This is a genomic window from Pseudomonas putida, assembly GCF_005080685.1.
Taxonomy (GTDB): Bacteria; Pseudomonadota; Gammaproteobacteria; order Pseudomonadales; family Pseudomonadaceae; genus Aquipseudomonas; species Aquipseudomonas putida_V.
Genome location: NZ_CP039371.1, coordinates 3,998,079 through 4,022,540, shown reverse-complemented (window position 1 = coordinate 4,022,540; position 24,462 = coordinate 3,998,079). Strand labels below are relative to the sequence as shown.

The following is a 24,462-nucleotide window of genomic DNA, read 5'->3' as shown; positions in this document are numbered from 1 at the left end:
GGTCTGAACAATGTTGCGCTTTATCCTGCAAAAGCTCGGCATGGCCGTGCCGACCTTGCTGCTGATCTCGCTGATGGTGTTCGCGCTGATCCGCCTGATCCCTGGCGACCCGGCGCTGCTGATGCTCGGCGACATGGCCGACCCGCAAAGCCTGGCCGACATGCGCCAGAACCTGGGGCTGGACCACTCGCTGGTGAGCCAGTTCCTGATCTGGTTCAAGGCGGTGCTCAGCGGTGACCTGGGCTTCTCCATCAGTACCCGCGAGGCGGTGTTGCCGCTGATCTTCGAGCGCTTCGCGGTCAGTGCCAGCATCGTTCTGGTCGCTGTATTGCTGGCGACCCTGATCGCCGTGCCATTGGGCCTGCTGGCTGCCTGGAAGCAGAACAGCGCGCTGGACCTGGGGCTGGTGATGAGTGCCACGCTGCTGCTGTCCATTCCCAGTTTCTGGCTTGGCCTGCTGCTGCTCTATGCCTTCGGCATCAAGCTCGGTTGGTTGCCGGTGGTGGGCTACGTCAGCTTCGGCGAGGCGCCCTGGCAGGCACTCAGCTACCTGGTGCTGCCGATCGTCACCTTGACCCTGGTAGAAGTCGGCGCCATCGCCCGCATGGCCCGGGCCAGCACCATCGAGGTGTTGCGCCTGGAATACATCGCTCACGCCAGGGCCAAGGGCCTGTCGGAGCGAGCTGTGCTGTGGCGCCACGCCCTGCGCAATGCTTTCGCGCCGACCTGGACGCTGGTCGGGCTGATTCTCGGCAATCTGCTCGGCGGCATTGCCGTGCTGGAAACCGTGTTCACCCTGCCGGGTATCGGGCGGTTGATGGTCGATGCGATCTTCGCTCGCGACTACCCGGTGCTGCAGGGCTGCCTGTTGCTGATCACCTTCGTCTACGTGCTGGTCAACCTGTTCGTCGATCTGCTCTACCCACTGTTCGATCCAAGGGTGAAGTTATGAGTTCGAAACCCTCCTGCGCACCCCTGGTCCCACTCGCCGAGCCCGTGCGCAAGGCGCCTCGGGCCTGGCCTGCGGCCAACGCGCTGATCGGTGCCTCGCTGCTGTTGGCGCTGGTGCTGCTGGCCCTGCTCGGTGTGCTGTGGACGCCGTACGATCCACTGCGCATCGACCTGCTGGCGCGCCTGCAAGCACCCTCGGCGGCGCACTGGCTTGGCACTGATGAGTTCGGCCGCGATGTGTTCAGTCGCCTGTTGATCGGTGCCCGCACCAGCCTCTGGATCAGCCTGCTGTCGGTCAGTTTCGCAGTCATCGCCGGTACCTTGCTCGGCATGCTGGCGGGCTACTTGCGAGGCTGGACCGATCGCGTGCTGATGATGTTCAACGACGCTTTGCTGGCGTTCCCTGGCATTCTCATGGCCCTCGGCATCATGGCGATCATCGGTGCCAGCCAGTACGGCATCGTCCTCGCCCTGGGCATCGCCTACACGCCGTCGGTGGTACGTGTGGTGCGCGGCAGCGTGATGTCGCTGCGTGAGCTGGAGTTCATCGAGGCATCGCGGGTGATCGGCAACTCCGAGCTGTACACCATGCTGCGGCACATCGCCCCTAACTGCCTGGCGCCGCTATGCGTGCTGGCCACCAGCATGTTTGGCTGGGCACTGCTCTCGGAAAGCGCCCTGAGCTTCCTGGGCCTGGGCGTACCGCCGCCAGCGGCGACCTGGGGCAACATGCTCGCCAGCAGCCGCCCGTACATCGCTTCGGCGAGCTGGCTGGGTGTCTTCCCTGGCTTGTTCATCTGCCTGGCGCTACTGGCCATCAACCTGTTCGGCGATGCCCTGCGCGATCGCCTCGACCCCCGGATGAGGAAGTGATCATGTCCCAGTCGAATACGCTCCTGCGGGTACGTGACCTGCAGATTCGCGTGGGCGAGCACGGTGCGTTGGCCGTCGATGGCCTGAGCTTCGACATGGCCCCCGGCGAAATCGTCGCACTGGTGGGTGAGTCGGGCAGCGGCAAGACCATGGCTGCGCGTGCCGCGATTGGCCTGCTGCCCCTGCCGATGCAGGTGTGTGGCGGCAGCCTGGAGTTTGCCGGCCGCGACCTTGCGCGCCTCGACAACCAGGCCCTGGGTACCATTCGTGGCGCGCAGATCGGCATGATGTTCCAGGAGCCCATGGTCTCGCTCAACCCCGCGCTGACCATCGGCCGGCAGATGGCCGAGGCCCTGCAACTGCATACCGAATTGGACCTGCAGCAGATCCATGAGCGCTGCGTGCAGATGCTCCAGCGCATTGGCATCGCCGACGCCGAACGTTGCCTGAAGGCCTATCCGCACCAGTTTTCCGGTGGCATGCGCCAGCGCATCATGCTCGCCTCGGTGATGCTGCTGCGGCCCAAGCTGTTGATCGCCGATGAACCGACCACGGCGCTGGATTGCCTGGCGCAACTGGACGTGATCGAACTGATGCTCGAACTCACCCGTGAGCAGGGCACCGCGGTGCTCTTCATCAGTCACGACCTGTCGCTGGTGGCGCGCTATGCCCACAAGGTGGTGGTGATGCGCCACGGCAAGGCGGTGGAGCAGGGCGCCATTGCCGATATCCTCCTGTCGCCGAAGGCCGAGTACACCCGTCAGTTGCTGGAGGCGTTGCCACGCCGTGGCGAACTTCCTCCCTTGCCTGCCAGCGAGGGGCCCCTGGTGCAAGTGGACCAGGTCTGCATCGAGCACCCAGGCCCCGCCAACTTCTGGGGTAAGCGCCAGTACAAGCGGGTAGTGCATTCGGCCAGCCTGAGCATCGCCCCAGGCGAGACCCTTGCCCTGGTGGGCGGCAGCGGTTCGGGCAAGACCACCCTCGGGCGCTCGTTGGTCGGCCTGGTCAAGCCATGTGCCGGAGCTATCCACTTCAAGGGCGTGGACATTCTCAAGGCCAGCAACCGCACGCATCGTTTGCAATGCCAGATGATCTTCCAGGACCCGTTCTCGTCACTCAATCCGCGCATGCGCATCGGCGAAATCCTCATCGAGCCGCTGCGGCACGAGCCGGGCCTGAATGCCAGCGAGCGGCGTGAGCGGGTCATGCAGACCATGCGCGACATCGGCCTGCCGGAGGCATTCGCCGAACGCTTCCCTCATCAGCTCTCCGGTGGTCAGCGCCAGCGCGTGGCGATCGGTCGGGCGCTGGTGCGACACCCGCAACTGGTGATTGCCGACGAACCGATTTCGGCCCTGGACATGACCATCCAGAAGCAGATCCTCGAGCTGTTCGAGCGGCTCCAGGCCCAATACGGCTTCGCCTGCCTGTTCATTTCCCACGACCTGGCGGCGGTAGAACGTATCGCCCATCGGGTGGCGGTGATGCACCAGGGCGAGGTGGTGGAGGTGGGCAGCCGCGAGCAGGTCTTCGACCACCCACAACACCCTTACACCCGACAGCTACTGGCAGCGGCCAGCCCGCTGGAGAAGCTCGACGACGGCAGCTACCGAATACGTCGCGCCGGTTGACCTGACCCCTGACTGACGCCCACATGCCGGCAGCAAACCGGCGTGAAGGGGGAAGTCATGTCCGAAAACAACAAGAACAACATCCTCACAACGACTGCCGGGAGCCAGAAACATGAAACACACTCACCTGAACGTACTGATGACGGGCGTAGGCCTGCTGTCCGTACAGGCCCACGCCGACTTCATCAAGGACAGCAAGGCATCGCTGGAGCTGAGGAACTACTACTTCAACCGCGACTACCGCGAAGACGCCGGGCAATCCAAGCGCGAGGAATGGGCCCAAGGCTTTACCTTGAACGTGCAATCGGGCTTCACCGAAGGCGTGGTCGGCTTTGGCGTCGATGCCATCGGCATGCTCGGCCTGAAGCTCGATTCCAGCCCGGACCGCTCGGGTTCTGGTCTGCTGGCGCGGGACAACGAAGCAGAGCCGGGCAAGCCGAGCTACGCCAAGCGCGCCCAGGACGAATATTCCAAGCTGGGCGTCACCGGCAAGATGCGATTTGCCCAGAGTGAACTGCGCACAGGCCACCTGCTGCCAGACTTGCCGACGCTGCAGCCGAACACCAGTCGGATATTCCCGCAGACCTTCCGCGGCACGCAGATCAGCTCCGGCGACATTCCGGGCCTGGCGCTGATCGGCGGGCAGATCGACCGGGTTCGTCAGCGCGAGTCGACCGACTACGAGGAAATGGGCCTGACCAGCCAGAGCGGGGCTTATAGCAGTGCGGCGAAAAGTGACCGCTTCCGCTTCATCGGCGGCGACTACAAACTGACGCCGAGCCTGCAACTGACCTACCACTACGCGCAACTGGAAGACATCTACCAGCAGCACTACGTAGGCATGAAGCACAGCTTCGCCCTGGGTGGCGGCGCGCTCAAGACCGATATCCGCTACTTCGACGCCGACAAGTCCGGGTCAGGGTTGGCGGGCAAGGTCGACAACCGCGCGCTCAGCACCCGCCTGGCGTATAGCCACGGCGGCCACACCCTCGGCGGCGGCTATCAGGAGCAGTTTGGCAGCACCCCGTTCACCTACGTCGACGGGACCAACACCTTCCTGTTTTCCGAGTACCAGCTCAGCAACTTCTCCCAGACCAAGGAGCGCACCTGGCATGCACGCTACGACTACAACTTCGCGGCGCTGGGCATTCCGGGCCTGATCTTCTCGACGCGCTGGGCCAAGGGTGACCAGGCGGTGGTCAAGGGCTTCGATGGTGAAGCCCGTGAATGGGAACGCGATATCGACCTGGGCTACGTGATCCAGGGCGGGCCGCTCAAGGGGGTATCCCTGCGCTGGCGCAATGCGCTGAGCAAGTCCAACTACCTGCGCGACATGAATGAAAACCGCGTGATCATCGGCTACACCGTGGCGCTCTGGTAATGGACCTACGCCTTGCTCCGCGCCACGCCCATTTTGCTCGCAACCTCCAGGTGGCGATGGAGCAGGGTGGAGGCCCATTCGTTATCGCCTTGCTCCAATGCATCGAGAATCGCCAGGTGCTCTCGGCACGAAGCCTTGACCCGCTCGACGTTGTTCACCGAATGGAACTCGGTCAGTCGCCGCAGACGGTTCTGCTGTTGCACTGCCTGAAGGATGTAGGCGTTGCCCGATGCTGCGGCCAGCAGCTCATGGAACTGGGCGTTGCTCTCGAAGAAGTTCTTGCTTTCGGCGATGCCTTCGAGCAAGTCCAGCTGTTGCTTGCGGCAGCGCTGCAGCTGCTCCTGGTTGAGGCGGAAGGTCGGCTCCAGCAGGCCGGCCGGTTCGAGCAACATGCGAAAGCGGTAGCTCTCGAAGCGTGTCTGCTTGTCGCTCAAGGTCGGTGCGAACTGCCAGCCGTGACCATGCTTGCGGTGCATCACGCCCTCGTCGGAGAGGCGCAGCAGGCAGCGGCGCAACACGCTCTTGCCCACCTCGTAGCGGCGCAGCAGGTCGCTTTCGGAGATCTGGTCCGGCAGCGACTGATTGAGGCGGTCGTCGATCAGGCGCGCGTACAACGCGTCCTCTTCGTTCTGCAGTTCGCCAGCGCCCAGTTCCAGCGCGGCAGGCTCGAGCGGTACGCGGAAACCGTGGTTGGCCATCGGCTCGATCAGCTGCTGATCGGCCAGGTACGCCAGCGCGCCACGTACCGGCGAGCGCGACACGCCAAAGCGTTCGGCCAGCTCCACTTCCTTCAGATGGTTGCCCGGCGCCAGTTCGCCGCTCTGGATGGCCGCGAGAATCTGGCCAGCAACCTTGGTCTGCAGCGAAGTGAGTTGAACCATGGACGACGTCGTTCCTATGACAGGGAAAGTAAGCCTGCCCGGCATGCCCCTGGGCCCAGGACGCATGCAACACAGGCAGCACGAAGTACAGCATTGCAAGAATCTATTTACGCATCTTTGTTTTATTTTGCATATAAAAACAGAGATGGTTGCCAGCGTTATTTTAAGGAACACCATTGATGAGTTACATCCCGCTTCCCCGTGCCTTGCCCCAGGACAAGGGTGTCGATCCACAGGCCGTCGTCGATTTTCTCGAAGCGGTGCAGTGCGACGGCCTCGAGCTGCACAGCTTCATGCTGTATCGCGACGGCGCCGTGGTCACCGAGGCTTTCTGGCACCCCTATGCGGCACGGCGTCCCCATGTTCAGCATTCGGCGACCAAGAGTTGGACGGCCACTGCCATCGGCCTGCTGATCGATGACGGGCAACTGGCGCTGGATGACAAGGTGGTGGGGTTCTTCCCGCAGTTGTGTCCGCCGCAGGTGAGCGACAACTTGGCGGCAATGACCGTCGAAGACTTGTTGACCATGCGCACGGGGCATCGCCGTGGCATCTCGGGCGGCGATTGGCGCAATGTTTCCAGCAGTTGGGTTGCAGCGTTTCTCAACGAGCCGGTAGACGAAGCACCTGGGCAGTCGTTCATCTACAGCAGCGCCAGCAGCTTCATGCTTTCGGCCATCGTCACCCAGGTCACGGGTAAAACCGTTCACCAGTTGCTCGACGAGCGTGTGCTGCGCCACATGGGCATGGACCCGTTGTACTGGGACCTGGCGCCAGGCGGCTACAACAGTGGCGGCAACGGCTTGAGTTGTACCAGCGAGGATGCCTTGAAGTTCGGCGTGCTGCACCTGCAGCGCGGTGGGTGGCAAGGGCGCCAGTTGTTGTCTGGCGAATGGGTCGATGCTGCCACCTGCAACCAGGTCGACGATGTGTGGATGGGCGAGTTCGATGGCAAGCAATACTTGCCACGGGATGCTTCCAACGCCGCAGGCAACCGCCGCGAAGGCTACGGCTACCAGTGGTGGATGATGCGCAATGGCGGCTACTACGCCTCAGGCGTGTTCGGTCAGCAATGCATCGTGCTGCCGGCGCAGAACACCGTGATCGTCTTCACCAGCGGCTTGCGCCTGGGCGAAAAACGCCTGCACGCGGCGCTCTGGGAGCATCTTTTCGCCGGCCTTGGGCGCAGCGCGCAAGCGCCTGAGGCCGCCCAGGCGCAGCTCGACGCAATGCTCGACGGCCTGCGTTTGCCCGAGCTGGAGGGTGCCAGCGATTCGCCGGCAACCGCTGAGCTTGCGGGGCGCTACCGGATGGAGCCGAACGAGGACCAGGTCGCCGAAATTGCCTTGGCATTCGACGCCGATGGCTGCGACTTCACCCTGGTCGATCATCGTGGCAGCCATCAGGTGCGGATCGGCTTGCGACAACCAAGCGAATCGCAGACCAGCATCACCGGCAACTACCTGCACCACCAGTACCAGCCCGAGCAGACCCCGGTGGTGGCCCATGGACGCTGGGACGCAACAGGCCGCCTGCACATGCTCTGGCGCTTCGTCGAGACCGCCTTCACCGACCACGTCGACTGCCGCCTGGAGCAGGGCGTGCTGGTGTTCGAGCGTGGTGTGAACACCAATGCCGGAGCCCTGCAACGGCCGACCCTGCGCGGTCACCGTATCTGAATGACTATTGGAAGGAACGACGCCATGAACCAGCCCTTGCACACTGGCCTGTGGGCCCCCTTTACCCCCATGCGCGACTTCGCCCGCGAGCCGATGCTGTTCGAGCGCGCCGAGGGCATGCACTATTTCACCCTCGAAGGACGCCCGGTGCTCGACGCCATGGCCGGGCTCTGGTGCGTCAACGCCGGGCACGGCCAGCCGCGTATCGTCGAGGCGATCCGTGAAGCGGCGGGGCGCCTGGACTTCGTCTCGTCGTTCAAGATGAGCCATCCCGATGCCTTGCGCATGGCCGATGCGCTGGTCGGCATTGCCCCGGACGGCCTCGACAGGGTGTTCTTCACCAACTCTGGCTCCGAAGCCGTGGACACGGCATTGAAGATTGCCCGCGCTTACCATCAGGCGAGGGGCGACAGTCGCCGGACCAAGCTGATTGGCCGTGCCAAGGGTTATCACGGCATGGGCTTCGGTGGGTTGTCGGTGTCGGGTATCGGGCGGCAGAAACGCGATTTCGGCCCCCTGCTGGGCGACGTCGCGCACCTGCCGCTGCCTTACGATGCCAGCATGCGCTTCAGCCCCGGCCAACCAGAGCAGGGGGCCGATTACGCCGATGCGCTACTGCAACTGCTGGAAGTGCACGACCCGGCGACGGTCGCGGCGGTGATCGTCGAGCCGGTGACCGGCTCTGGCGGGGTGTATGCGCCTCCTGTGGGCTACCTGCAACGCCTGCGAGAAATCTGCGATCGCCATGGTGTACTGCTGATCTTCGACGAAGTGATCACTGGCTTCGGCCGCGTGGGCGCGCCTTTTGCCGCCCAGGCCTTCGGCGTGGTGCCAGACCTGATGACCACCGCCAAGGGGTTGACCAATGGCGCGGTGCCCATGGGCGGAGTACTGGTCAGTGGTGCGGTGTACGAGGCGTTCATGCAGGGGCCAGTGTCGGCCATCGAACTGATGCACGGCTATACCTATTCGGCCCACCCGCTGGCCTGTGCTGCGGGCCTGGCAACATTGGCGGTTCATCAGGAGCTGGGCATCGATGCCCATGTCCAGGCTGTGGCGCCGGTCTGGCAGGCCGAGGCGTTGGCCTTGCGCGGTCATCCGCAGGTGCAGGATGTTCGGGTGATTGGCCTGCTGTGTGCAGTGGAGTTGCGTGGGCACGATGGCGCGCCTGCACCCGCTGCACAAGTGGCGCGCCAGTGCTTCGAAGATGGCGTTTTGGTGCGTGCGTCGGGTGACAATATCGTACTGTCGCCGCCACTGATCGTGTCCGCCGGGCAGATTGGCCTGATTTTCGACACCCTGCGCCGTGCGCTGGAGCGCGTGGCATGAACCCACTCGACTTCTACATCGATGGTCGCTGGGAAACGCCCCTCGGACGGCCGACCCTGACAGTGATCGATCCTCATGACGAGCAACCGTTCAGCCGCATCAGCCTGGGCAACCGCGTCGACGTCGATCGCGCCGTCGCGGCTGCCCAACGGGCCTTCGTGGCGTTTTCGCAATGGACCCGCGAGCAGCGCCTGGAACTGCTGGCCGCGATCATCGAAGGTTACCGCCAGCGCAGCGAGGAACTGGCCCATCTGGTGCACCGGGAAATGGGCGCACCGCTGTCGTTGGCCCGCAGCGCCCACGTACCGGCCGGGCTCGGTCATCTGCAGCGTGCTCATGAGGTGCTGCGCGACTACCGTTTCGATCGCATGCACGGCAGTACCTTGATCACCCGTGAGCCCATTGGCGTATGTGGTTTGATCACGCCGTGGAACTGGCCGCTCAACCAGCTCACCTGCAAGGTCGCCCCGGCACTGGCCGCTGGCTGCACGATGGTGCTCAAGCCCAGCGAGCGGGCGCCGCTTTCGGCGATGTTGTTGGCCGAGGTGCTGCACCAGGCTGGCGTGCCGGCTGGTGTGTTCAACCTGGTCAATGGCGACGGCCTCACGGTGGGTGACCGGATTGCACGGCATCCCGGGGTCGACATGGTGTCGTTCACTGGGTCCAACCTGGCGGGTGTCGCGGTCTCCAAGGCAGCGGCCGATACGGTCAAGCGGGTGTCGCTGGAATTGGGCGGCAAGTCGGCCAACCTGATCCTGGAGGATGCCGATTTCGACGCCGCGGTGCGCCATGGCGTCAGCGGCTGCTTACGCAACAGCGGCCAGTCCTGCAATGCGCCGACCCGGCTGTTGGTGCCGCGCCATCGCCAGGAGCTGGCCATCGAGATCGCGTGCGAGGTTGCGGCCGGGGTGTGCTTCGACGATAGCGACCCTGCCACCAGCATGGGCCCGCTGGCCAATGCTGCGCAGTACCTGCGTGTCCAGGGCATGATCGGCGCAGCCATCGAGCAAGGCGCACGGCTGGTCTGTGGCGGCGTCGGCCGTCCGTTGAATGCCGACGCTGGCTATTTCGTCCAGCCCACCGTGTTCGCCGACATTACCTCGGGCATGGCGATTGCCCGCGAGGAAGTGTTTGGCCCGGTGCTGGCGATCATGCCGTACGACAGAGAGGAACAGGCCATCGTATTGGCCAATGACAGCACCTATGGACTGTCCGGTTACGTGACGGCAAGTGACCCGCTACGTGCCCGTGCGGTGGCCCGGCGGTTGCGGACTGGGATGGTTCATCTCAATGGCAGCAAAGCCGACAACGGTGCACCGTTTGGAGGTTACAAGCAGTCTGGCAATGGACGGGAGTGGGGCGTTCATGGGTTGGAGGAATATCTGGAGGTGAAATCGATTTTCGGCTACGGGGCGCATTGACGCTCATGGCGACCAGAGCGGGTCGTTGGCCATGAGCGTGGTTACCCAATCGGTAAAGGCTCTGACCCGTGCCGAAAGGTGTCGTGTATAGGGGTACACGACGCACAGGGGCATGCTTGCCAGGCGCCACTCCGGTAGCACCGGCACCAGCGCACCGGTGTTGAAATGGCGGACGGCTTCGGCCGTGGGCAGGAAGGCGATGCCAAGCCCGGCGACTGCAGCGGCAGCGGTGGCACTGCCGTTGTTGAAGTACATGGTTGGCGGCTGATCCAGTGTGAAGCTGGCATCTCCACGTGTCAGGGTCGGCACGTAACGCCTCTCGGTAGCTGGGAACTTGAAGCCGAAGTGCTTGTGGCTGGGAAGGTCCGCAGGCGACTTGAGAGGGCCAGCACTCGCCAGGTAGGTGGGAGAGGCACAGAAGCAGAAATGCATCTGGCCGATAGGGCGGCACACCAGGTCCTGGTCGCTGATCACGCCGCCGCGGATGGCGCAGTCGACACCTTCCTGAACCAGGTCCACGACGCGTTCGCTGCAGCCAATGTCGAGATGAATCTCGGGATAGCGAGCGGTGAATCCGCCCAGCGCAGGGACCACGAACAGGATGCCGACGGGCGAGGGCATCTCGATGCGCACTCGCCCCCGCACCACGTTGCGGCTTTGGGAAATCGAGGCTTCCAGTTCATCCACGTCATCGATGACCGCACGCGCCCGGAGGTAGTACGCGGAGCCTTCGGTGGTCGCTGACACCTTGCGCGTGCTGCGATGCAGCAGCTTGATGCCGAGCAAGCTTTCCAATGCCTGCAATTGCCCCGAGACCGTGGTCTTGGCTACACCCAACGAGTCGGCGGCCGCACTGAAGCTACCCACCTCGACGATGCGGCAAAACGCGCGCATTGCCTCTAAACGATCCAGTGCCATTGTGCGAGTTCTCGTACGAATAAAACGATTAGACCTAGTTTATCCGAGTTTTCGATTTGCCTACAGTCGCTGCCAGGCCACGCCTCGTGGCGAATTCCATGGAGAACCACAATGCGTACAGCGCGTATCAACTACTACGATGCCGCCCCCCAGGCGATGAAAGCCATGATGGAGCTGGAAAAAGCCGCCTCGAAATCGGTGCTGCCGGCTTCGCTTCAGGAGCTGGTGCGCATTCGCGCATCGCAGATCAACGGCTGCGCATACTGCATCGACCTGCATACCGCCGATGCGCTGAAAGCGGGCGAGACGCCTCGGCGCTTGATGGCGATCAGTGTCTGGAAGGAAACGCCGTTCTTCGATGCGCGCGAACGCGCGGCGCTGCTGTGGACCGAAACACTGACACTGGTAGCAGAGAAGCACGCACCGGATGAGATCTACCGAGACGTTGCGGCTCACTTCAGTGAGCAAGAGTTGTCCGAGCTGACGTTCGCGATCGCCGCCATCAATGCCTGGAACCGCTTCGGTGTGGGTTTTGCCATGCAACCGAAGTGAGCTGCTGCCGCCTGTCGTCGACCGGGCACTCGTCGCTACGGGACTTTCTCTCAGTTATAGGCGCAGATGCCCTGCGCCATCGATGGGAGAGCTCTCATGGCAATCGACCGTCGTGCGTGGAGGGGCGCAGTTGCGATCAACCGTTGAGTGTTACGGCTTGCAGTGCACGCTCCTCAGTCAATGGCTTCAACAGTTCGATCGAATCACCCGTGCGCATGTAAAGAAAATAGTGGCCATGCTCATCGCGCAGAATCCGATAGACCTCTGCGGTTATGTCCGTGCTTGGCACGGTAACTTTGTCCACCAGCAATTCATAGCGGTAGATTCGCAGGCCTTCCAGAGCCTTCGCGAAGCGCTCCTCCATGCCCGCCCGCCAACGGGTGCGCTGATAGCGGATTATCCAAATCATCGCTGCTAGCAGCAGCCCTGAGAGAGCGAACATGAAGAGGGTTTTCACTGACAGTTCCCTGTGATGAGTGAGGAGGGATCATATCAAACCGTCAGCATGGACTTTAGCCAGGAGGGGGCTGACACTTCGCGCTATCGGCATTTGGACCAAGGTAGGTCATGACTCACTCGACGCGCGCAAGAACCCTCCTGTTGCTGCTGGCTGCAGCCTCGCTCACCGCCTGCATTCCCTGGAAACGCGAACGGCCTGCCTATGCCGACCTTTGCGAAACCGAGCACGCATTCACGGTGCCGGGGGCCCTGGGCGAGCGCACGATCCACCTGGAAACCTATCTCTATGATTACGACGCGCGATGGAGCGACGAGCCGTTCAAGCAGGTCTTGCATGTGCAGTATCCAGGAGAGGAGTATCCGAGGCCGGAGTTCTACGTCCAGCTGATCGCCTACAACGAAGGTCGGCAGCGGCCGGCGTCCAGGTCGCGACGCGGTGAAGCGCCGGTGCCGATCCTGTATGACAGCCGCCAGGCCTTCATCACCTTCGAGGATGGTTCGCGGCTACAGGCCAGGCCCGAGGTGTACCTGGGAGGGCCAGTGTACGACTACCCGAACTTCAGCCCCAAGTCTGCCCGGACGTCGCCCTACGACATCAACGGTGACGAGGTGCATCGGCTCATTCCGAAGATCACCAACAACAAGCGCTACGGGTCGGCCTATGTGATTTTCCAGACCGACCGGTTCGATGCTGATGCCAGATGGACCATCAACCTGGGCATGCTGGAGGTGGAGGGTCGCAAGGTGGACATTCCACCGTTGAAGCTGTGCTATCACCCGGTGAAGAAGTGGATCGGCATCGAGCCGTTGATGAAGCCATGAGTCTCATCACCCGCGAAGCAGACACCGCGGTCAACCTCAGGCCATCTGGCTCAGGGTCCGGCGGAAGCGCCGTAGCGACACCATGAACAGCACCATGCCGATCACCAGCAATGCCAGGAACGGTTTCCACACCGTCTCCAGTCCCGCCCCGCGAAACAGGATCGCCTGCCCCAGGCTGACGAAATGGGTGGTAGGCGCCGCCAACATCACGTTCTGCACCAACTCCGGCATGCTTTCACGCGGCGTCTGCCCGCCCGAAAGCATGTTCATCGGCATCAACGTGAGCATCAGCAACAAACCGAACTGCGGCATGCTGCGCGCCAGCGTGGCCATGTAGATGCCCATCGATGTCATGGCGAACAGGCACAACGCCACGCCACACAGGAACAACCCGATGGAGCCCTGGATCGGCACATGCAGCAACCCGCGCACCACGATACTGAGCGACAGCGCAGTGGCCAGCAGCACCACCAGCCCCATGGCCAGCACCTTGGAGGCCATGATTTCCCCAGGGGTGACCGGCATCACCAGGATGTGCTCGATCGTGCCATGCTCGCGCTCGCGAATCAGCGCTGCCCCGGTGAGGATGATCGACAGCATCGCCACCGAATTGATGATCTCGGCGATGCTGCCGAACCAGGCCTTTTCCAAGGTCGGGTTGAACCGCGCTCGCAGCACCAGCTCCACCGGCAGCGCGCTGGTGGCCCGGTAACGGCTGGCGAACTCGTTGACCTCGCCCATCACCACCTGCTGGATATAGCCATTGCCGGTGAACGCCTGGCTCATGCGCGTGGCATCGATGTTCAGCTGGATTTCCGGGTCGCGGCCGGCCAGCAGGTCTCGCTGGAAATTGGGCGGAATGTTCAGCACGAAGGTGAACTGGCCATTGTTCATGCCAGGGTCCACCTCATCGAGACCGATCATGCGCGGTAGGGTGAACTCCGGTGGGTAGAAGGCCGAGACGATGCGCGCCGAAAGCGGCGAGTGGTCTTCGTCGACGATGGCGATGGGCGCGTTGTGCAACGTTTCCGGCACTGCGGTGGCTGAGGTGTAGATCGACACGCTGAACACGTACACCACCAGTATCAGCATCACCGGGTCGCGCAGCAGGCTCCAAAGCTCCTTGCGGCCCAGGCGCAGTATGTTCTTCAGTTTGCGCATCTCATCGCTCCTGCTTCTTCAACAGGGCCACCGCGGCGCCGAGAATCACCGGCACCGCCAGCAGCAGGTTCCACATCGCCCCGCGCAGGTCGTCGAAGCCAAGCGCCTTGCTGAACACGCCGCGGCTGATGTTGAACATGTGCGTGGCCGGATAGGCTTCCCCGACCAAGCGGCCCATGCCCTCCATCGACGACACCGGGTTGAGCAGGCCGGCCAGCTGCGTGGCCGGCAGCAGGGTGCCGATCATGGCGAAGAACATCGCCGCGATCTGGCTGTTGGTGACGGTAGAGGCGAGCAGGCCCATGCCGGTGGAGATGATGCAGAAGATGAACATCGCCAGCATCAGGGTCGGGTAGCTGCCTGTGACCGGCACGCCGAACACGGTAACCGCCAGAAGGCTCATGCAGAAGAAGTTGACCATCGCCAGGAAGATGTAGGGCAGTTGCTTGCCGATCAGAAATTCCGTGCGGGTGATGGGTGTGACGTACAGGTTGAGGATCGAACCCAGCTCTTTCTCCCGCACCACCGACAGGGCCGTGAGCATGGCCGGCAGCATCAACAACAGCAGCGGAATGACGGCGGGCACCATGGCCGGCAGGCTGGCGATGTCGGGGTTGTAGCGGTAGCGGCTCTGGATGTTGGCCAGCGCCGAAGCGCCGGCGCCGCGCAGGTGGCGGGTCTGCTCCTGCAACCAATGCTGGTGGATGCCTTGCACGTAGCCTTGCACGGTCTCGGCGCGCTGTGGCATCGAGCCGTCGATCCAGGCACCGATCTGCACGTCGCGCCCGGCCACCAGGTCGCGGCCGAAGCCGGACGGGATTTCGATGGCCAGGGCGATCTCACCGCGGCGCATGCGCCGGTCCAGGTCGTCGTAGCTGGTCAGCGGCGGGCGCTCGATGAAGTAGCGCGAGCCCTCCAGGCTCAGGGTGTAGCTTTGGCTGAAGGTGGTCTGGTCGTGGTCGAGCACGGCGTAGGTGAGGTTCTCGACATCCATGTTGATGCCGAAGCCGATCACGAACATCAACAGCAGCGAGCCCGCCAGGGCGAGGGTGGCGCGGATGGGGTCGCGCTTGAGCTCCAGGGTTTCTCGCCAGCTGTAGCTGAGCAGGCGCTGCAGGCTGAACCCGCGGTGCTTGGTGGTGGGCGCAGGCTGCTCGGGGGCGGCACCGCTTTCGGCTTCTGCCTGCGGAGCGGAGGCCTCGCCGCTGGCTTCGATGAGATAACCGATGAAGGCTTCCTCGAGGGTGCTGGCGCCACGCTTTTCTACCAGCCTGGCGGGGGCGTCGCTGTCCAGGACCTTGCCCGCGTGCATCATCGACATGCGGTCGCAACGCTCGGCTTCGTTCATGAAGTGGGTAGAGATGAAGATCGTCACCTTGTCCCGCCGCGACAGCTCCACCAGCAAGGTCCAGAAGTTGTCGCGGGCCACCGGATCGACCCCGGAGGTCGGTTCGTCAAGGATCAGCAGCTCGGGCTTGTGGACCATGGCCACCGCCAGCGACAGGCGCTGGCGCATCCCAAGCGCAATGGCGTCCGGCAGGCGATCCAGCACCTGGCCGAGGCCGAAGCGCTCGACCATTTCCGCCACCCGCGCCGGGACTTCGGCATCCGGCACATGGAACAACTGTGCATGCAGCACCAGGTTCTGGCGCACCGTCAGCTCGCCGTAGAGGGAAAATGCCTGGGACATGTACCCGACCCGGCTGCGGGTGTCGATGTCCTTGGGATCGATTTCCTTGCCGAACAGCCAGGCCTGGCCTTCGCTCGCTGGCAGCAGGCCGGTGAGCATCTTCATGGTGGTCGACTTGCCGCAGCCGTTGGAGCCGAGAAAGCCGAAGATCTCGCCACGGCGGATGCGAAACGACACATGGTCGACGGCGGTGAAGTCGCCGAAGCGCATGGTCAGGCCTTGGGCCTCGATGGCGATGTCGTTTTCATCGGCCTGCAGCGGCGGAATCACCACGGGCTTGTGGCCACGCTTCTTGTCTTCGGGCAGCAACTGGATGAAGGCTTCTTCCAGCGACGGGCACGTGGTGCGCGCTAACAGTTCCTCGGGCGTGCCGGTGGCCAGGATGCGCCCGGCGTCCATCGCCACCAGCCAGTCGAAGCGCTGGGCTTCGTCCATGTAGGCGGTGGCGACGATCACGCTCATACCGGGGCGTTCGCGGCGGATGCGTTTGATCAGCTCCCAGAATTGCGCGCGGGCCAGCGGGTCGACGCCGGTGGTGGGCTCGTCGAGCAGCAGGAAGTCGGGGTCGTGGATCAGCGCGCAGCACAGGCCGAGCTTCTGTTTCATGCCGCCTGATAGCTTGCCGGCAGGGCGTTCCAGGAAGGTGTGCAGGCCGGTGCTGCGGGTCAGGTCGTCGATGCGTTTGCGGCGCTCGCCAGGGCCATGGCCGAACAGGCGGGCGAAGAACTGCAGGTTTTCCTCGACCGAGAGCGTGGGGTAGAGATTCTTGCCCAGCCCTTGGGGCATGTAGGCGATGCGTGGGCACACGGCGTCGCGATGGCGCTTGCTGGCCATGTCGCCTTGCAGCACTTCGATGTGGCCCTTCTGGATCACCCGGGCGCCTGCCAGCAATGACAACAGGCTCGACTTGCCGACACCATCCGGGCCGATCAGGCCGACCATGCGACCGCTCGGCAACTCCAGGCTCAGGTCATCCAGCGCCAATGTGGCGCCATAGCGCAGTTCGACGTGCTCGACCCGCGCCACGTAGCTTGGGGGCGACGCGCTCATGGCTTACTCCGTAAGCGTCGAGGACAGGCCGGCGGGCCACTCGGCATCGGGGTCCAGCTTGACCCAGGCCACGCCCGGCAGGCCGGTCTTGACGTATTCCAGGTAGCGTTGCAGCAACGCCGGTGGGATCTGCGCCTTGACCCGGAACATCAGTTTCTGCCGCTCGGAGGCCGTTTCCACGGTCTTGGGTGTGAACTGCGCGGCGCTGGCGACGAAGGATACGGTGGCAGGCACCGGGGTGTTCGGGGCTGCGTCCAGGACGATACGCACCTCGCTGCCCAGGGCCACCTGGCCGGCGACTTCGTTGGGCAGGAAGAAGGTCATGTACACGTCGGACAGGTCGATCACGTTCAGCACCCGGCCACCCGCGGCGAGCACCTCGCCGGGCTGGGCCACGCGGAACTGCACGCGGCCGCTGCGCGGGGTCTTGAGTGCGCTGTCGCGGATATCGGCATCGATGCGCTGTACCGAGGCCGTGGCCGCGCCAACCGCCGATTCGGCGCCGATGCGCTGGGCTTGGGCGGCGTTGATCGCGGCCTTGGCAGCCCTGGCCTGGGCTCGGGCCGCGGTCAGAGCTGCCTGGGCGCCGCGAACGGTGGCGCGGTCGTCATCCAGTTGTTGCTGCGAGGTGGCGCCTTCCCTGGCCAAGGTTTGAGTGCGCCCGTGGCGGCGTTGGGCAGCGTCCAGTTCGGCTTCGCGCTGAACGACCACCGCCTCGGCTGCCGCTGCATCGCTTTCACGCAGGGCCACCTGGGCCTCGGCGGCAGCGACGGCGTGCTCGGCCTGGCGCAGGCTGGCTTCGGCCTCGTCGCGTTGGGCCTGCAGGCTGTCGAGTTGCATGGTGGCCAGCACCTGGCCGGCTTTGACGAAGTCGCCTTCGTTGACCAGGATGTCCTCGATGCGCCCGGGCAGCTTGGTCGCCACGTCGATCTCGGTGGCTTCTATGCGCCCGTTGCCGCTGACGAAACCATCACCGGGGCCGCTGTCGGCCAACTGTTGCCATCCCCACCAGGCCAGCGCTGCAGCGCCGACGGCGATGGCGGCGAGGAGAAGTTTGTTCTTGGGCAAAGCGGATAGCAGGGTCATGGGCGGCTCGACGCGTGTGCGAAGGTGAGTGTCTCGGGCGAGAGGAGCCAGGGGAGGGCGCTGGCGCGCGGGCCGGCGGCTGGGAGCGATGCGTGGATGACCATGGCAAACCTCTCTTCCCTGAGCGTTGCGGGGCATATGCAGCCCTTGGGGGCTGCATCAAAGGTAGCCCTGTATTTTGTAGAGTGACACTCTGCGTGGAGGGTATTTTTGATTTGGGGCAAAGGGTTGGGGGGCTGGGCGCGGCAAATGCGGCGGGTAGATAGGGACCTTAACTGGTACAGAATATGCGTCTGTCTTGGATCACAGCGAGTTCCAGCGACGCCGATGTACGCCGGTTCAAGACCCAGCAATGCTGGGTCGTGGGTCTGCGTAGTGCAGACCAACGATTTTCATCACTTGGTGCTTGCTTCATCACGCATGGCGATTTCGACAATTTTTTCAGGGGTCATGTCTCTGTCATAGTCGCCATGGCCGAAATACTCGCCTGGCCAATAAATTAGATCGAGCACACGAGGAGAGAGGTTAGCCTTTAGTTGCATCAACCAGAAATGGCACGATGCCTCGTCGCCATCGACCTCCATGACCCGCCTGGTTAGTTCTACCAATTCATCCTGGGTGATGTCTGGAATGCGACGTACATATGGGGCGGATAGGACCGCATGTACCCATGTTTCGTGGTCCTGGCCGCCGTAAATGCCCTGGAATTCGATGAACTCGATAGCCGTAGAGGCAAGTCGATTGAATTCGGACAACTGCTCGATCGTTTGGTTTGGATCGCCACCGTCAAGAATCTCGGCCAGTTCGGTCAAGCGCGTGAGTAGCGGTTCATCGAAGGTAGGGGGCATAAGCTCTGGGCGGAGATGCATATTGGGAGTTGTACGGTCCATGTTTATCTGGAGTCCTTGAAAAGCTGAAGTGGGGAGGAAGCTAGTTTGCCTAAGTCGTCAAAAGTGAGCTTGTAGGAAGCTTCTGAGGCTATAGTAGTCGGCTAGTCAGCAGTGTTGTAAGTCAGAGTCGACTGGTCTCCGGAGGTTTGCTGTGGCGGGCTAGCTTCTACCGTAACGCATACTGCTAATTAAGAAGTGGCAGAGCCCTGCGACTACTTTACAAGGCTCTTTGTTTTCAATCGGTTCAAAATTATTCAGGTTTGAAGCCAGGCTTGCCATGGGCTGCACGCCAAGCCTTGACTTCACTGACGATAGCCTGTGGTCCTTCCTTTCCTGGATCTGGGAAGCAGAACAAGTCGGATCCTTTCGGGTGTTCTGTGATCCGCTCAAATTCAAATATTGCGTTGAGGTGGCCTCTGTCTGAGCGATAGTCAACCGTGTAGATTTTTATTACGAATTCAAGAAACTCATTCTCAGTGAAGTCGGTTATGCGTTTGTTCATTTTTGTTTGGTTTCCTTATGGATCTCGATATGTTGTCGCGGCGTGACTATGACAAGGTTGGCTTTAGCGGCGGCGATGCGGTCGGCTTCGGCCTTGGCTTTAGCGGCAGCGATGCGGTCGGCTTCGGCCTTGGCTTTAGCGGCAGCAACGCGGGCAGCTTCGGCTTTGGCGGCCGCAGCGTGCTGGGCCCGGTGCCGGGCACGGATTTTATCCGTAGGTGAAGTGGCTACTTGGGTGTAAAGGTGGAAGTACTCCACCATCGATTGGGCTTTTGCTGCGACAGCACGGTAGCTCGCTGTGAATCGCTGCTTGAAGCGCTCGATATCTTTCTGGGGTTTTCCGTACCGCTTCTCGTAATTAGCGACGTTCACGCGATTGGGGCGCGATTCGATGCTGTAACCCAGCCACTTCTTCGCGATCTTGTCTGCCGCCGCGCCTTGGTCGAGCCGGAGTATCAACAGGTCTTCGACGATGTATTGCTTACGGGTAGCCGCTTTTAAGTTGCGGTAAATAGATGTTTTGAGTTGGGCCGCAATAAGGGCTTCTATCTGCTTCTTGGTCTTACCGAACTCGGTAGGCGTTATCTTCTTGAATGAGGCCTGAATTTTGTCGGCAGCAGACACCGCCGGATTCACGGCAGGTGTTCGCGCGGGCTTGCCCGGAGGAGCAATGGCGTGGGGGATGGCAGGAAACTGCGTGCCAGACGGGTGGGGAATCCAGTGCGTACCCCACCCAGGACGATGCTGTGTCGGGCGGTTGGTTGGGGTAATTATTAAAGGAGGTAATTCAATTGGGCCTTGCATGGTGCTCTTCACTGGTTAAAGGGGGCGTGAAGAGTCGCTAAGTTGTGGCTTATATGGAGCGGTGTAATAGTTCCGCTAAAGGTAACTGTTCAGTCCGGGGGGAGGGTGCTAGTTCAGGGTATGAAAATTTTAAGGTAGGTAAACAGTTGGAGCGATGCGCCGCGCGGGCGGCGCTCGATGTGTGGGGACTGCAAATCTCCAGCGCACGCGGCGCTCGGTTTGTGCGGCGCCACACCTCTCCAGCGCACGCGTCGCGATGCGCGGCGCTCGATCTCCCAGGCGCTACAAATCCCCCGCCAAACTCAAGGATGAAACGTGCGCCCCAACGCATCCAACCGGTTGGCAATCGGCGGCAACCGCTGGCTGCTCGAGGCCAGGTGCTCGACGTCGGCGGCGGTATGCTGGGCAATGTCTTGCACTGCCTGCAGGCGCCCGACCACCTCCTGGCTGGCCGACGACTGCTCCCGTGTCGTGCAGACGATCTGCCCATTGAGTGCATCGATCTGCGCGATATCGCTGCCCACCGCTTGCAGCATCGCGACCGCCTGCTGGCTGTCCTCGACGCAACGCGCCACGCCTTCGCTGCTCTGCTGCATCGCCTCGACCGCGTGGCGGCTGCCCTGTTGCAGGGCTTCGATGATGCTGCGGATTTCCTGGGTGGATACCGCAGTGCGCTGCGCCAGGCTGCGCACTTCATCGGCCACCACGGCGAATCCACGACCTTGCTCGCCAGCGCGCGCGGCTTCGATGGCGGCGTTGAGCGCCAGCAGGTTGGTCTGCGCGGCGATGCTGCTGATCACCTCCAGCACGCTGCCGATCTGCTGGGTCTGTCCAGCCAGCTCCTGCACCGTGGCATGGGTGCCCTGCAGCCGCGAAGCCAGCTGAGTGACTTCGACCAGGGCCCGGTTCACGCAGTCCTGGCCTCGGTTGACCTGCGCGCTGGCCTGGCCGGTGTGCTCCACGGCCTGTTCCACATGCACGGCGATACTGCCCATGGCATCGCCCATGCGCTGCATGGATCCGGTCATCTGGGTGATTTCCGTCAGTTGGTGCTGCGCGCCCTGCACCAGGGTGTGACTGGTGCTCGCCAGTTCCTGGCCGAGTTCGCCCAGGCCCTGGGAGTCACGCACCACGCCGTCGACCAACGCGGTGATCTGCTTCAGGAAACGGTCGAAGCGTTGCGCCAGCGACACGTGCACCGGGTCCTCGGCGCCGGCTTCCTGGTCGGCGGTGAACTGCGAGGCGGTGGCCAGGATCTTGTCCAGCATGTCCTGGCTTTCCTCGGCATCCGCACGGCTCTGCAGGGTCAGGTACAGCAGGGCGACGGTTTCCATCACCACGTAGAAGGCGTGCACGAAGATCATTGTCCAGCCGCCGTGGTGAGCCATGACGAACACCGGGTAGCCCTGGTGTTGCAACACATGGAACAGCACGTGATGGACGGCGATGGTCGCGGCGGCGACCAGGATCGGCAGCCAGTCGCGATAAAAGGTCAGCACCGCCAGCAAGGCGAAGATGCCGAAGTGCGATTCGATCACCCCTTCGGCCTGGTTGATGTGCAGCGCGGCCATGACCATCAACCCGAAGGCCAGCGCGCAACGCATGCTGCGGCTGCCACCGATGGCGCGGTACAGCGCCGTCAGCACCAGGCAGGTACCGCCACCTACCACCAGCGACTGAATGAAAGTCTCGTGCCAGAAGGCCAAACCGAGTGAAAAACCGAACATCAACCAGATCAGCCCTAGCATGATCCGATCGGCTTTGCGGTAATGCTTCAGGAACCGGGGGGTGTGCGGCATGCTCGATCGCTCCATGATATACAGCCGAGAATAGCCGTTTGCCATCACTCTGCCAGAGTCCGCCATGCAAATGGATACATTGACGGATATGGCGGATCGCAATGCCGATATGGCCTCTAGCCGTGGGTGAGCATCAGCTGCGATGGCTTGGCGACGATCGACAGCTCCTGCTGCAGGTTCTGCCCGATCAGCGCCCGCAGCTCGTGCAGGCCCATGAACGTGATTAATAAATCTGTCCCCTTTTGGCCGTCCCCTTTTGGCCTCCTTTTGGCCTTGGCCGTATCCGCTGCGGTAGAACTCGACTTGTGCTGTCAACTTTTATTGAAAGTGTACTTATTCTCGAGCATGAATTTTGGTGCGGTCCATTTTGGACCTTTCACATATCCACCGGCTTTTTGCTCAATCAAACCGTCGCTTGTCATTTTTCTGATCAGTTCGATGAGGCCAATGCAGTCACCTAGGTGAATCCAGTTGTTCTGGGTGTAAAGCCTGTCTAGCTGTGGGTGCGAGATGCCAGTACCTTTGGTGAAAAATAAAACTACATCCGTAGGAGATTCGTTTTTAACTACGTCGTGAATGGTGTTCATGGATTTTCCCGCTCAAGCTGGATTACGTCTGCTTCTAAAGCTTCCGCTGTATATAATAGCTCGGCATCTGATCCAAGCTGATAGTCTTCCAAAGTGGCTGCGTGAGTATTGTTCCAAGTCTCGCCGCCGTCAGCTGGCAGAGTTTTATCAGCGATGCCAAGGGCGCGCAAGCGCTCAAGCTCCCTTATTTCATGGGTGAAAAATCGCTTGTCGATGTCGGTTGCTTGTAGTTTGCCCTGTAGAATTTTTTCGAGTCTATCTATCATAATTTTGTTCGCGTCTGAAGGCGGGAAGCGACTTGTGTGTAATTTGACTAACTCGACGGCGTCTGCTGTGAGCCGGGTTTTTCTCCAATCCAGTCGTTCAATTGGACCCCCGGCTTTTTCAGGGTTGTAGGGGCGTCCGCTGTAAGTCCCTATGGTTGTCGCGCCGGGATAGGGAGAGTTGAAAACCACGTACAGTGGCGGTAGGCCAGACTCTGGCGGGAAGCAGTAGATGCAGTCTTTATAATTTGGTGGTTCATGGGCAGGGAGTGGTGTCGCATCTGTCCATGCTCGTCTGAGGTTTACACCTTCATAGGGATCTGCGGGTATCGGGATGCCGGGGGTTGTAGTTGCTGATCCCCTTTGGGTATGAATCGGAAAGCTGAGCATGATTGGAAAATCATGTGATGGAATCGATGTGTAGATATTGTTTTCTTTGTCCAATATCAGGGGGCGTACGGGTACCTTCTTCTCCGCATGGGTAGCATTTGCTTTATCCGTAAGTGTATACGTGTCGAGATTGGCATGAAGCCGGAGCGAGGAATCGAAAGTCCCATGTTCAAGGCCCATGTCATGAATGTTGGCAGGAAGGTCAGGAATGAGTAAGTCAGCAGGCATGCTCAGGGCTGATTCATGGTACAAGTCAGCATTCCCTAGTTCTGCTGAGTAGAAAAATGCCCCAATACCCAGTCTGAAAACCGGGGTTGCAGCAAGGCCAAGCCTTTTGAGTCTCTGTATTCCGCCGAGTAGTGCGCTTTGAAGGCTTTCGGTTGTTGATAGGGTGGTTAGTGTTGAGCTGAGTTGAATTGTGGAGTTAAGGTTTAAAGTGATAGATTTGCTGTTACGGTCTTTGGTGCGGTTTTGTCGTAGTATTTTTATTGCTTCAGGGTGAAATGACTCGAATTCGCTTTGGACTTTCTCAAGGCATTTTTTTAGCACTATTTCAATTTGCGCGGCGGTAGCGGCCCTCATTAAATAGTGCAGCTCCTCCTCGATCCAGTGGATGCTATGTCCGTCGCTGTCTAAGTCGTATGCGATATTTTCAAAGTGATGGCCTATGTCATTTATGCTTGTGGTGTAGATGTCTGCTGCCCTAAAGCGATTGAGGCGATGAGGCGTCTTTTTTCTAATTTTATTATAAAGAAATAGTAGAAATTTCTTTTTGGCATAAAGGTGGTTTGTCTGGTCTGGATGGAGTTTTTTTATGTTTGATAAGTGTTTTGTTAAATAGCTTTGAAATCCAGGTGTGCCGGCCGGGCGAGTGGCCTCGATTTCTTTCACCGTATTTATTGCAATGGTTGCTGCGTTGGTGTGAATCGCTTTTATTGATAACGAGGCTATGTTTGGCGGTTCTATGGGCAGTGTGCATGGGGTGTCCCATGAAAGGATATTTTCGAAGTCATAGCTGAAAGTTTCGGTTGAGTATATTTCTTGCAACTCAGCGCTCGTTAAGGTTTTTCGAGAGGTCACGTCCATTTCCAATAGTGCGGATTTGAGACGGAAAGTATTGGAGAGCTTGTAGTAGAAGCTGCAGATGGAAGTATTTCAGGGCTGCCGCCCGCGCTAGAGACTTCGGCTATAAGTCGCAGATACGGGAAATTGACCGGTGCAGGGGGACTAACTGTGCGATCAACGGTGTTGATAAAAAGAGTCGTGCCAGAGCGCCAAGTGCCGGGGACACCTGGCGGGCGAGAGGAGCAAGCGTTAAGAGGGTGGTGGCGCTAGTAGGTGCAT

At 61.3% G+C, this 24,462-nt stretch carries 21 protein-coding genes; 9 read left to right on the top strand and 12 right to left on the bottom strand.

The features are described from left to right. Window positions 1-10: 10 nt before the first annotated feature. The 4 genes from E6B08_RS18255 (at window position 11) to E6B08_RS18240 (ending at window position 4,836) form a co-directional block, all read left to right on the top strand. Complete coding sequence (locus E6B08_RS18255) at window positions 11-952, top strand: ABC transporter permease (protein WP_136915341.1); 942 nt, start codon at window positions 11-13, stop codon at window positions 950-952. Next, the gene (locus tag E6B08_RS18250; RefSeq protein WP_136915340.1) at window positions 949-1,824 is read left to right on the top strand and encodes an ABC transporter permease; all 876 of its coding nucleotides are present in this window, start codon (window positions 949-951) and stop codon (window positions 1,822-1,824) included. Before E6B08_RS18255 ends, E6B08_RS18250 begins: the two co-directional genes overlap by 4 nt. A 2-nt stretch (window positions 1,825-1,826) precedes the next feature. Beyond that, the gene (locus E6B08_RS18245; RefSeq protein WP_136915339.1) at window positions 1,827-3,455 is read left to right on the top strand and encodes an ABC transporter ATP-binding protein; all 1,629 of its coding nucleotides are present in this window, start codon (window positions 1,827-1,829) and stop codon (window positions 3,453-3,455) included. A 112-nt stretch (window positions 3,456-3,567) separates the two neighbouring features. Continuing rightward, window positions 3,568-4,836 (top strand): OprD family porin, encoded by a 1,269-nt coding sequence (locus E6B08_RS18240; protein ID WP_136915338.1) that lies wholly within the window; start codon window positions 3,568-3,570, stop codon window positions 4,834-4,836. A gap of 5 nt (window positions 4,837-4,841) precedes the next feature. Here the strand turns inward: E6B08_RS18240 and E6B08_RS18235 are convergent, their stop codons facing one another. Continuing rightward, window positions 4,842-5,717 (bottom strand): GntR family transcriptional regulator, encoded by an 876-nt coding sequence (locus tag E6B08_RS18235; RefSeq protein WP_136915337.1) that lies wholly within the window; start codon window positions 5,715-5,717, stop codon window positions 4,842-4,844. Window positions 5,718-5,896: 179 nt separating this feature from the next. Here E6B08_RS18235 and E6B08_RS18230 point away from each other — a divergent pair, with 179 nt between their 5' ends. From E6B08_RS18230 to E6B08_RS18220, 3 genes are read left to right on the top strand one after another with little or no spacing between them, the layout of a single operon-like run. Next, window positions 5,897-7,396, top strand: coding sequence for a serine hydrolase domain-containing protein (locus E6B08_RS18230; RefSeq protein WP_136915336.1), 1,500 nt, complete (start codon window positions 5,897-5,899; stop codon window positions 7,394-7,396). 24 nt (window positions 7,397-7,420) lie between these two features. Then, complete coding sequence (locus tag E6B08_RS18225; RefSeq protein WP_136915335.1) at window positions 7,421-8,725, top strand: aminotransferase class III-fold pyridoxal phosphate-dependent enzyme; 1,305 nt, start codon at window positions 7,421-7,423, stop codon at window positions 8,723-8,725. Then, window positions 8,722-10,146: an aldehyde dehydrogenase family protein gene (locus tag E6B08_RS18220; protein WP_136915334.1), complete on the top strand. Its 1,425-nt coding sequence runs from the start codon at window positions 8,722-8,724 to the stop codon at window positions 10,144-10,146. The genes E6B08_RS18225 and E6B08_RS18220 overlap by 4 nt, the downstream gene beginning before the upstream one ends. Window positions 10,147-10,149: 3 nt before the next feature. Here the strand turns inward: E6B08_RS18220 and E6B08_RS18215 are convergent, their stop codons facing one another. After that, window positions 10,150-11,040: a LysR substrate-binding domain-containing protein gene (locus E6B08_RS18215; RefSeq protein WP_238349237.1), complete on the bottom strand. Its 891-nt coding sequence runs from the start codon at window positions 11,038-11,040 to the stop codon at window positions 10,150-10,152. Between the two features lie 135 nt (window positions 11,041-11,175). Between E6B08_RS18215 and E6B08_RS18210 the strand changes: the two genes are divergently transcribed. Continuing rightward, window positions 11,176-11,616 (top strand): carboxymuconolactone decarboxylase family protein, encoded by a 441-nt coding sequence (locus E6B08_RS18210; RefSeq protein ID WP_136915332.1) that lies wholly within the window; start codon window positions 11,176-11,178, stop codon window positions 11,614-11,616. A 136-nt stretch (window positions 11,617-11,752) separates the two neighbouring features. Here the strand turns inward: E6B08_RS18210 and E6B08_RS18205 are convergent, their stop codons facing one another. Beyond that, the gene (locus tag E6B08_RS18205; RefSeq protein WP_136915331.1) at window positions 11,753-12,073 is read right to left on the bottom strand and encodes a hypothetical protein; all 321 of its coding nucleotides are present in this window, start codon (window positions 12,071-12,073) and stop codon (window positions 11,753-11,755) included. Window positions 12,074-12,183: 110 nt separating this feature from the next. Between E6B08_RS18205 and E6B08_RS18200 the strand changes: the two genes are divergently transcribed. Further along, on the top strand, window positions 12,184-12,897 hold the full coding sequence (locus tag E6B08_RS18200) for a hypothetical protein (protein ID WP_136915330.1): 714 nt from the start codon (window positions 12,184-12,186) through the stop codon (window positions 12,895-12,897). A gap of 36 nt (window positions 12,898-12,933) precedes the next feature. On the opposite strand, the gene E6B08_RS18195 is transcribed toward E6B08_RS18200, so the two are convergent. From E6B08_RS18195 to E6B08_RS18155, 9 genes are all read right to left on the bottom strand, one after another. Next, window positions 12,934-14,058, bottom strand: coding sequence for an ABC transporter permease (locus E6B08_RS18195; protein WP_136915329.1), 1,125 nt, complete (start codon window positions 14,056-14,058; stop codon window positions 12,934-12,936). 1 nt (window position 14,059) lies between these two features. Next, window positions 14,060-16,798, bottom strand: a complete 2,739-nt coding sequence (rbbA, locus tag E6B08_RS18190) for a ribosome-associated ATPase/putative transporter RbbA (protein WP_136915328.1) — start codon at window positions 16,796-16,798, stop codon at window positions 14,060-14,062. A gap of 3 nt (window positions 16,799-16,801) precedes the next feature. Beyond that, complete coding sequence (locus E6B08_RS18185; RefSeq protein WP_136915327.1) at window positions 16,802-17,884, bottom strand: HlyD family secretion protein; 1,083 nt, start codon at window positions 17,882-17,884, stop codon at window positions 16,802-16,804. Window positions 17,885-18,279: 395 nt separating this feature from the next. Further along, on the bottom strand, window positions 18,280-18,774 hold the full coding sequence (locus tag E6B08_RS18180; protein WP_238349236.1) for a hypothetical protein: 495 nt from the start codon (window positions 18,772-18,774) through the stop codon (window positions 18,280-18,282). A 250-nt stretch (window positions 18,775-19,024) separates the two neighbouring features. Beyond that, a complete protein-coding gene (locus tag E6B08_RS18175; protein WP_136915326.1) occupies window positions 19,025-19,276 on the bottom strand; it encodes a bacteriocin immunity protein in 252 nt (83 codons plus the stop codon). Further along, entirely contained in the window at window positions 19,273-20,079 is an 807-nt protein-coding gene (locus E6B08_RS18170) for a hypothetical protein (RefSeq protein WP_136915325.1), read from the bottom strand. Before E6B08_RS18170 ends, E6B08_RS18175 begins: the two co-directional genes overlap by 4 nt. 302 nt (window positions 20,080-20,381) lie before the next feature. Continuing rightward, window positions 20,382-21,878: a methyl-accepting chemotaxis protein gene (locus E6B08_RS18165; protein WP_136915324.1), complete on the bottom strand. Its 1,497-nt coding sequence runs from the start codon at window positions 21,876-21,878 to the stop codon at window positions 20,382-20,384. 311 nt (window positions 21,879-22,189) lie between these two features. Further along, window positions 22,190-22,465: a hypothetical protein gene (locus tag E6B08_RS18160; protein WP_136915323.1), complete on the bottom strand. Its 276-nt coding sequence runs from the start codon at window positions 22,463-22,465 to the stop codon at window positions 22,190-22,192. After that, window positions 22,462-24,198, bottom strand: a complete 1,737-nt coding sequence (locus tag E6B08_RS18155; RefSeq protein ID WP_192938555.1) for an S-type pyocin domain-containing protein — start codon at window positions 24,196-24,198, stop codon at window positions 22,462-22,464. The genes E6B08_RS18160 and E6B08_RS18155 overlap by 4 nt, the downstream gene beginning before the upstream one ends. Window positions 24,199-24,462 lie beyond the last annotated feature (264 nt).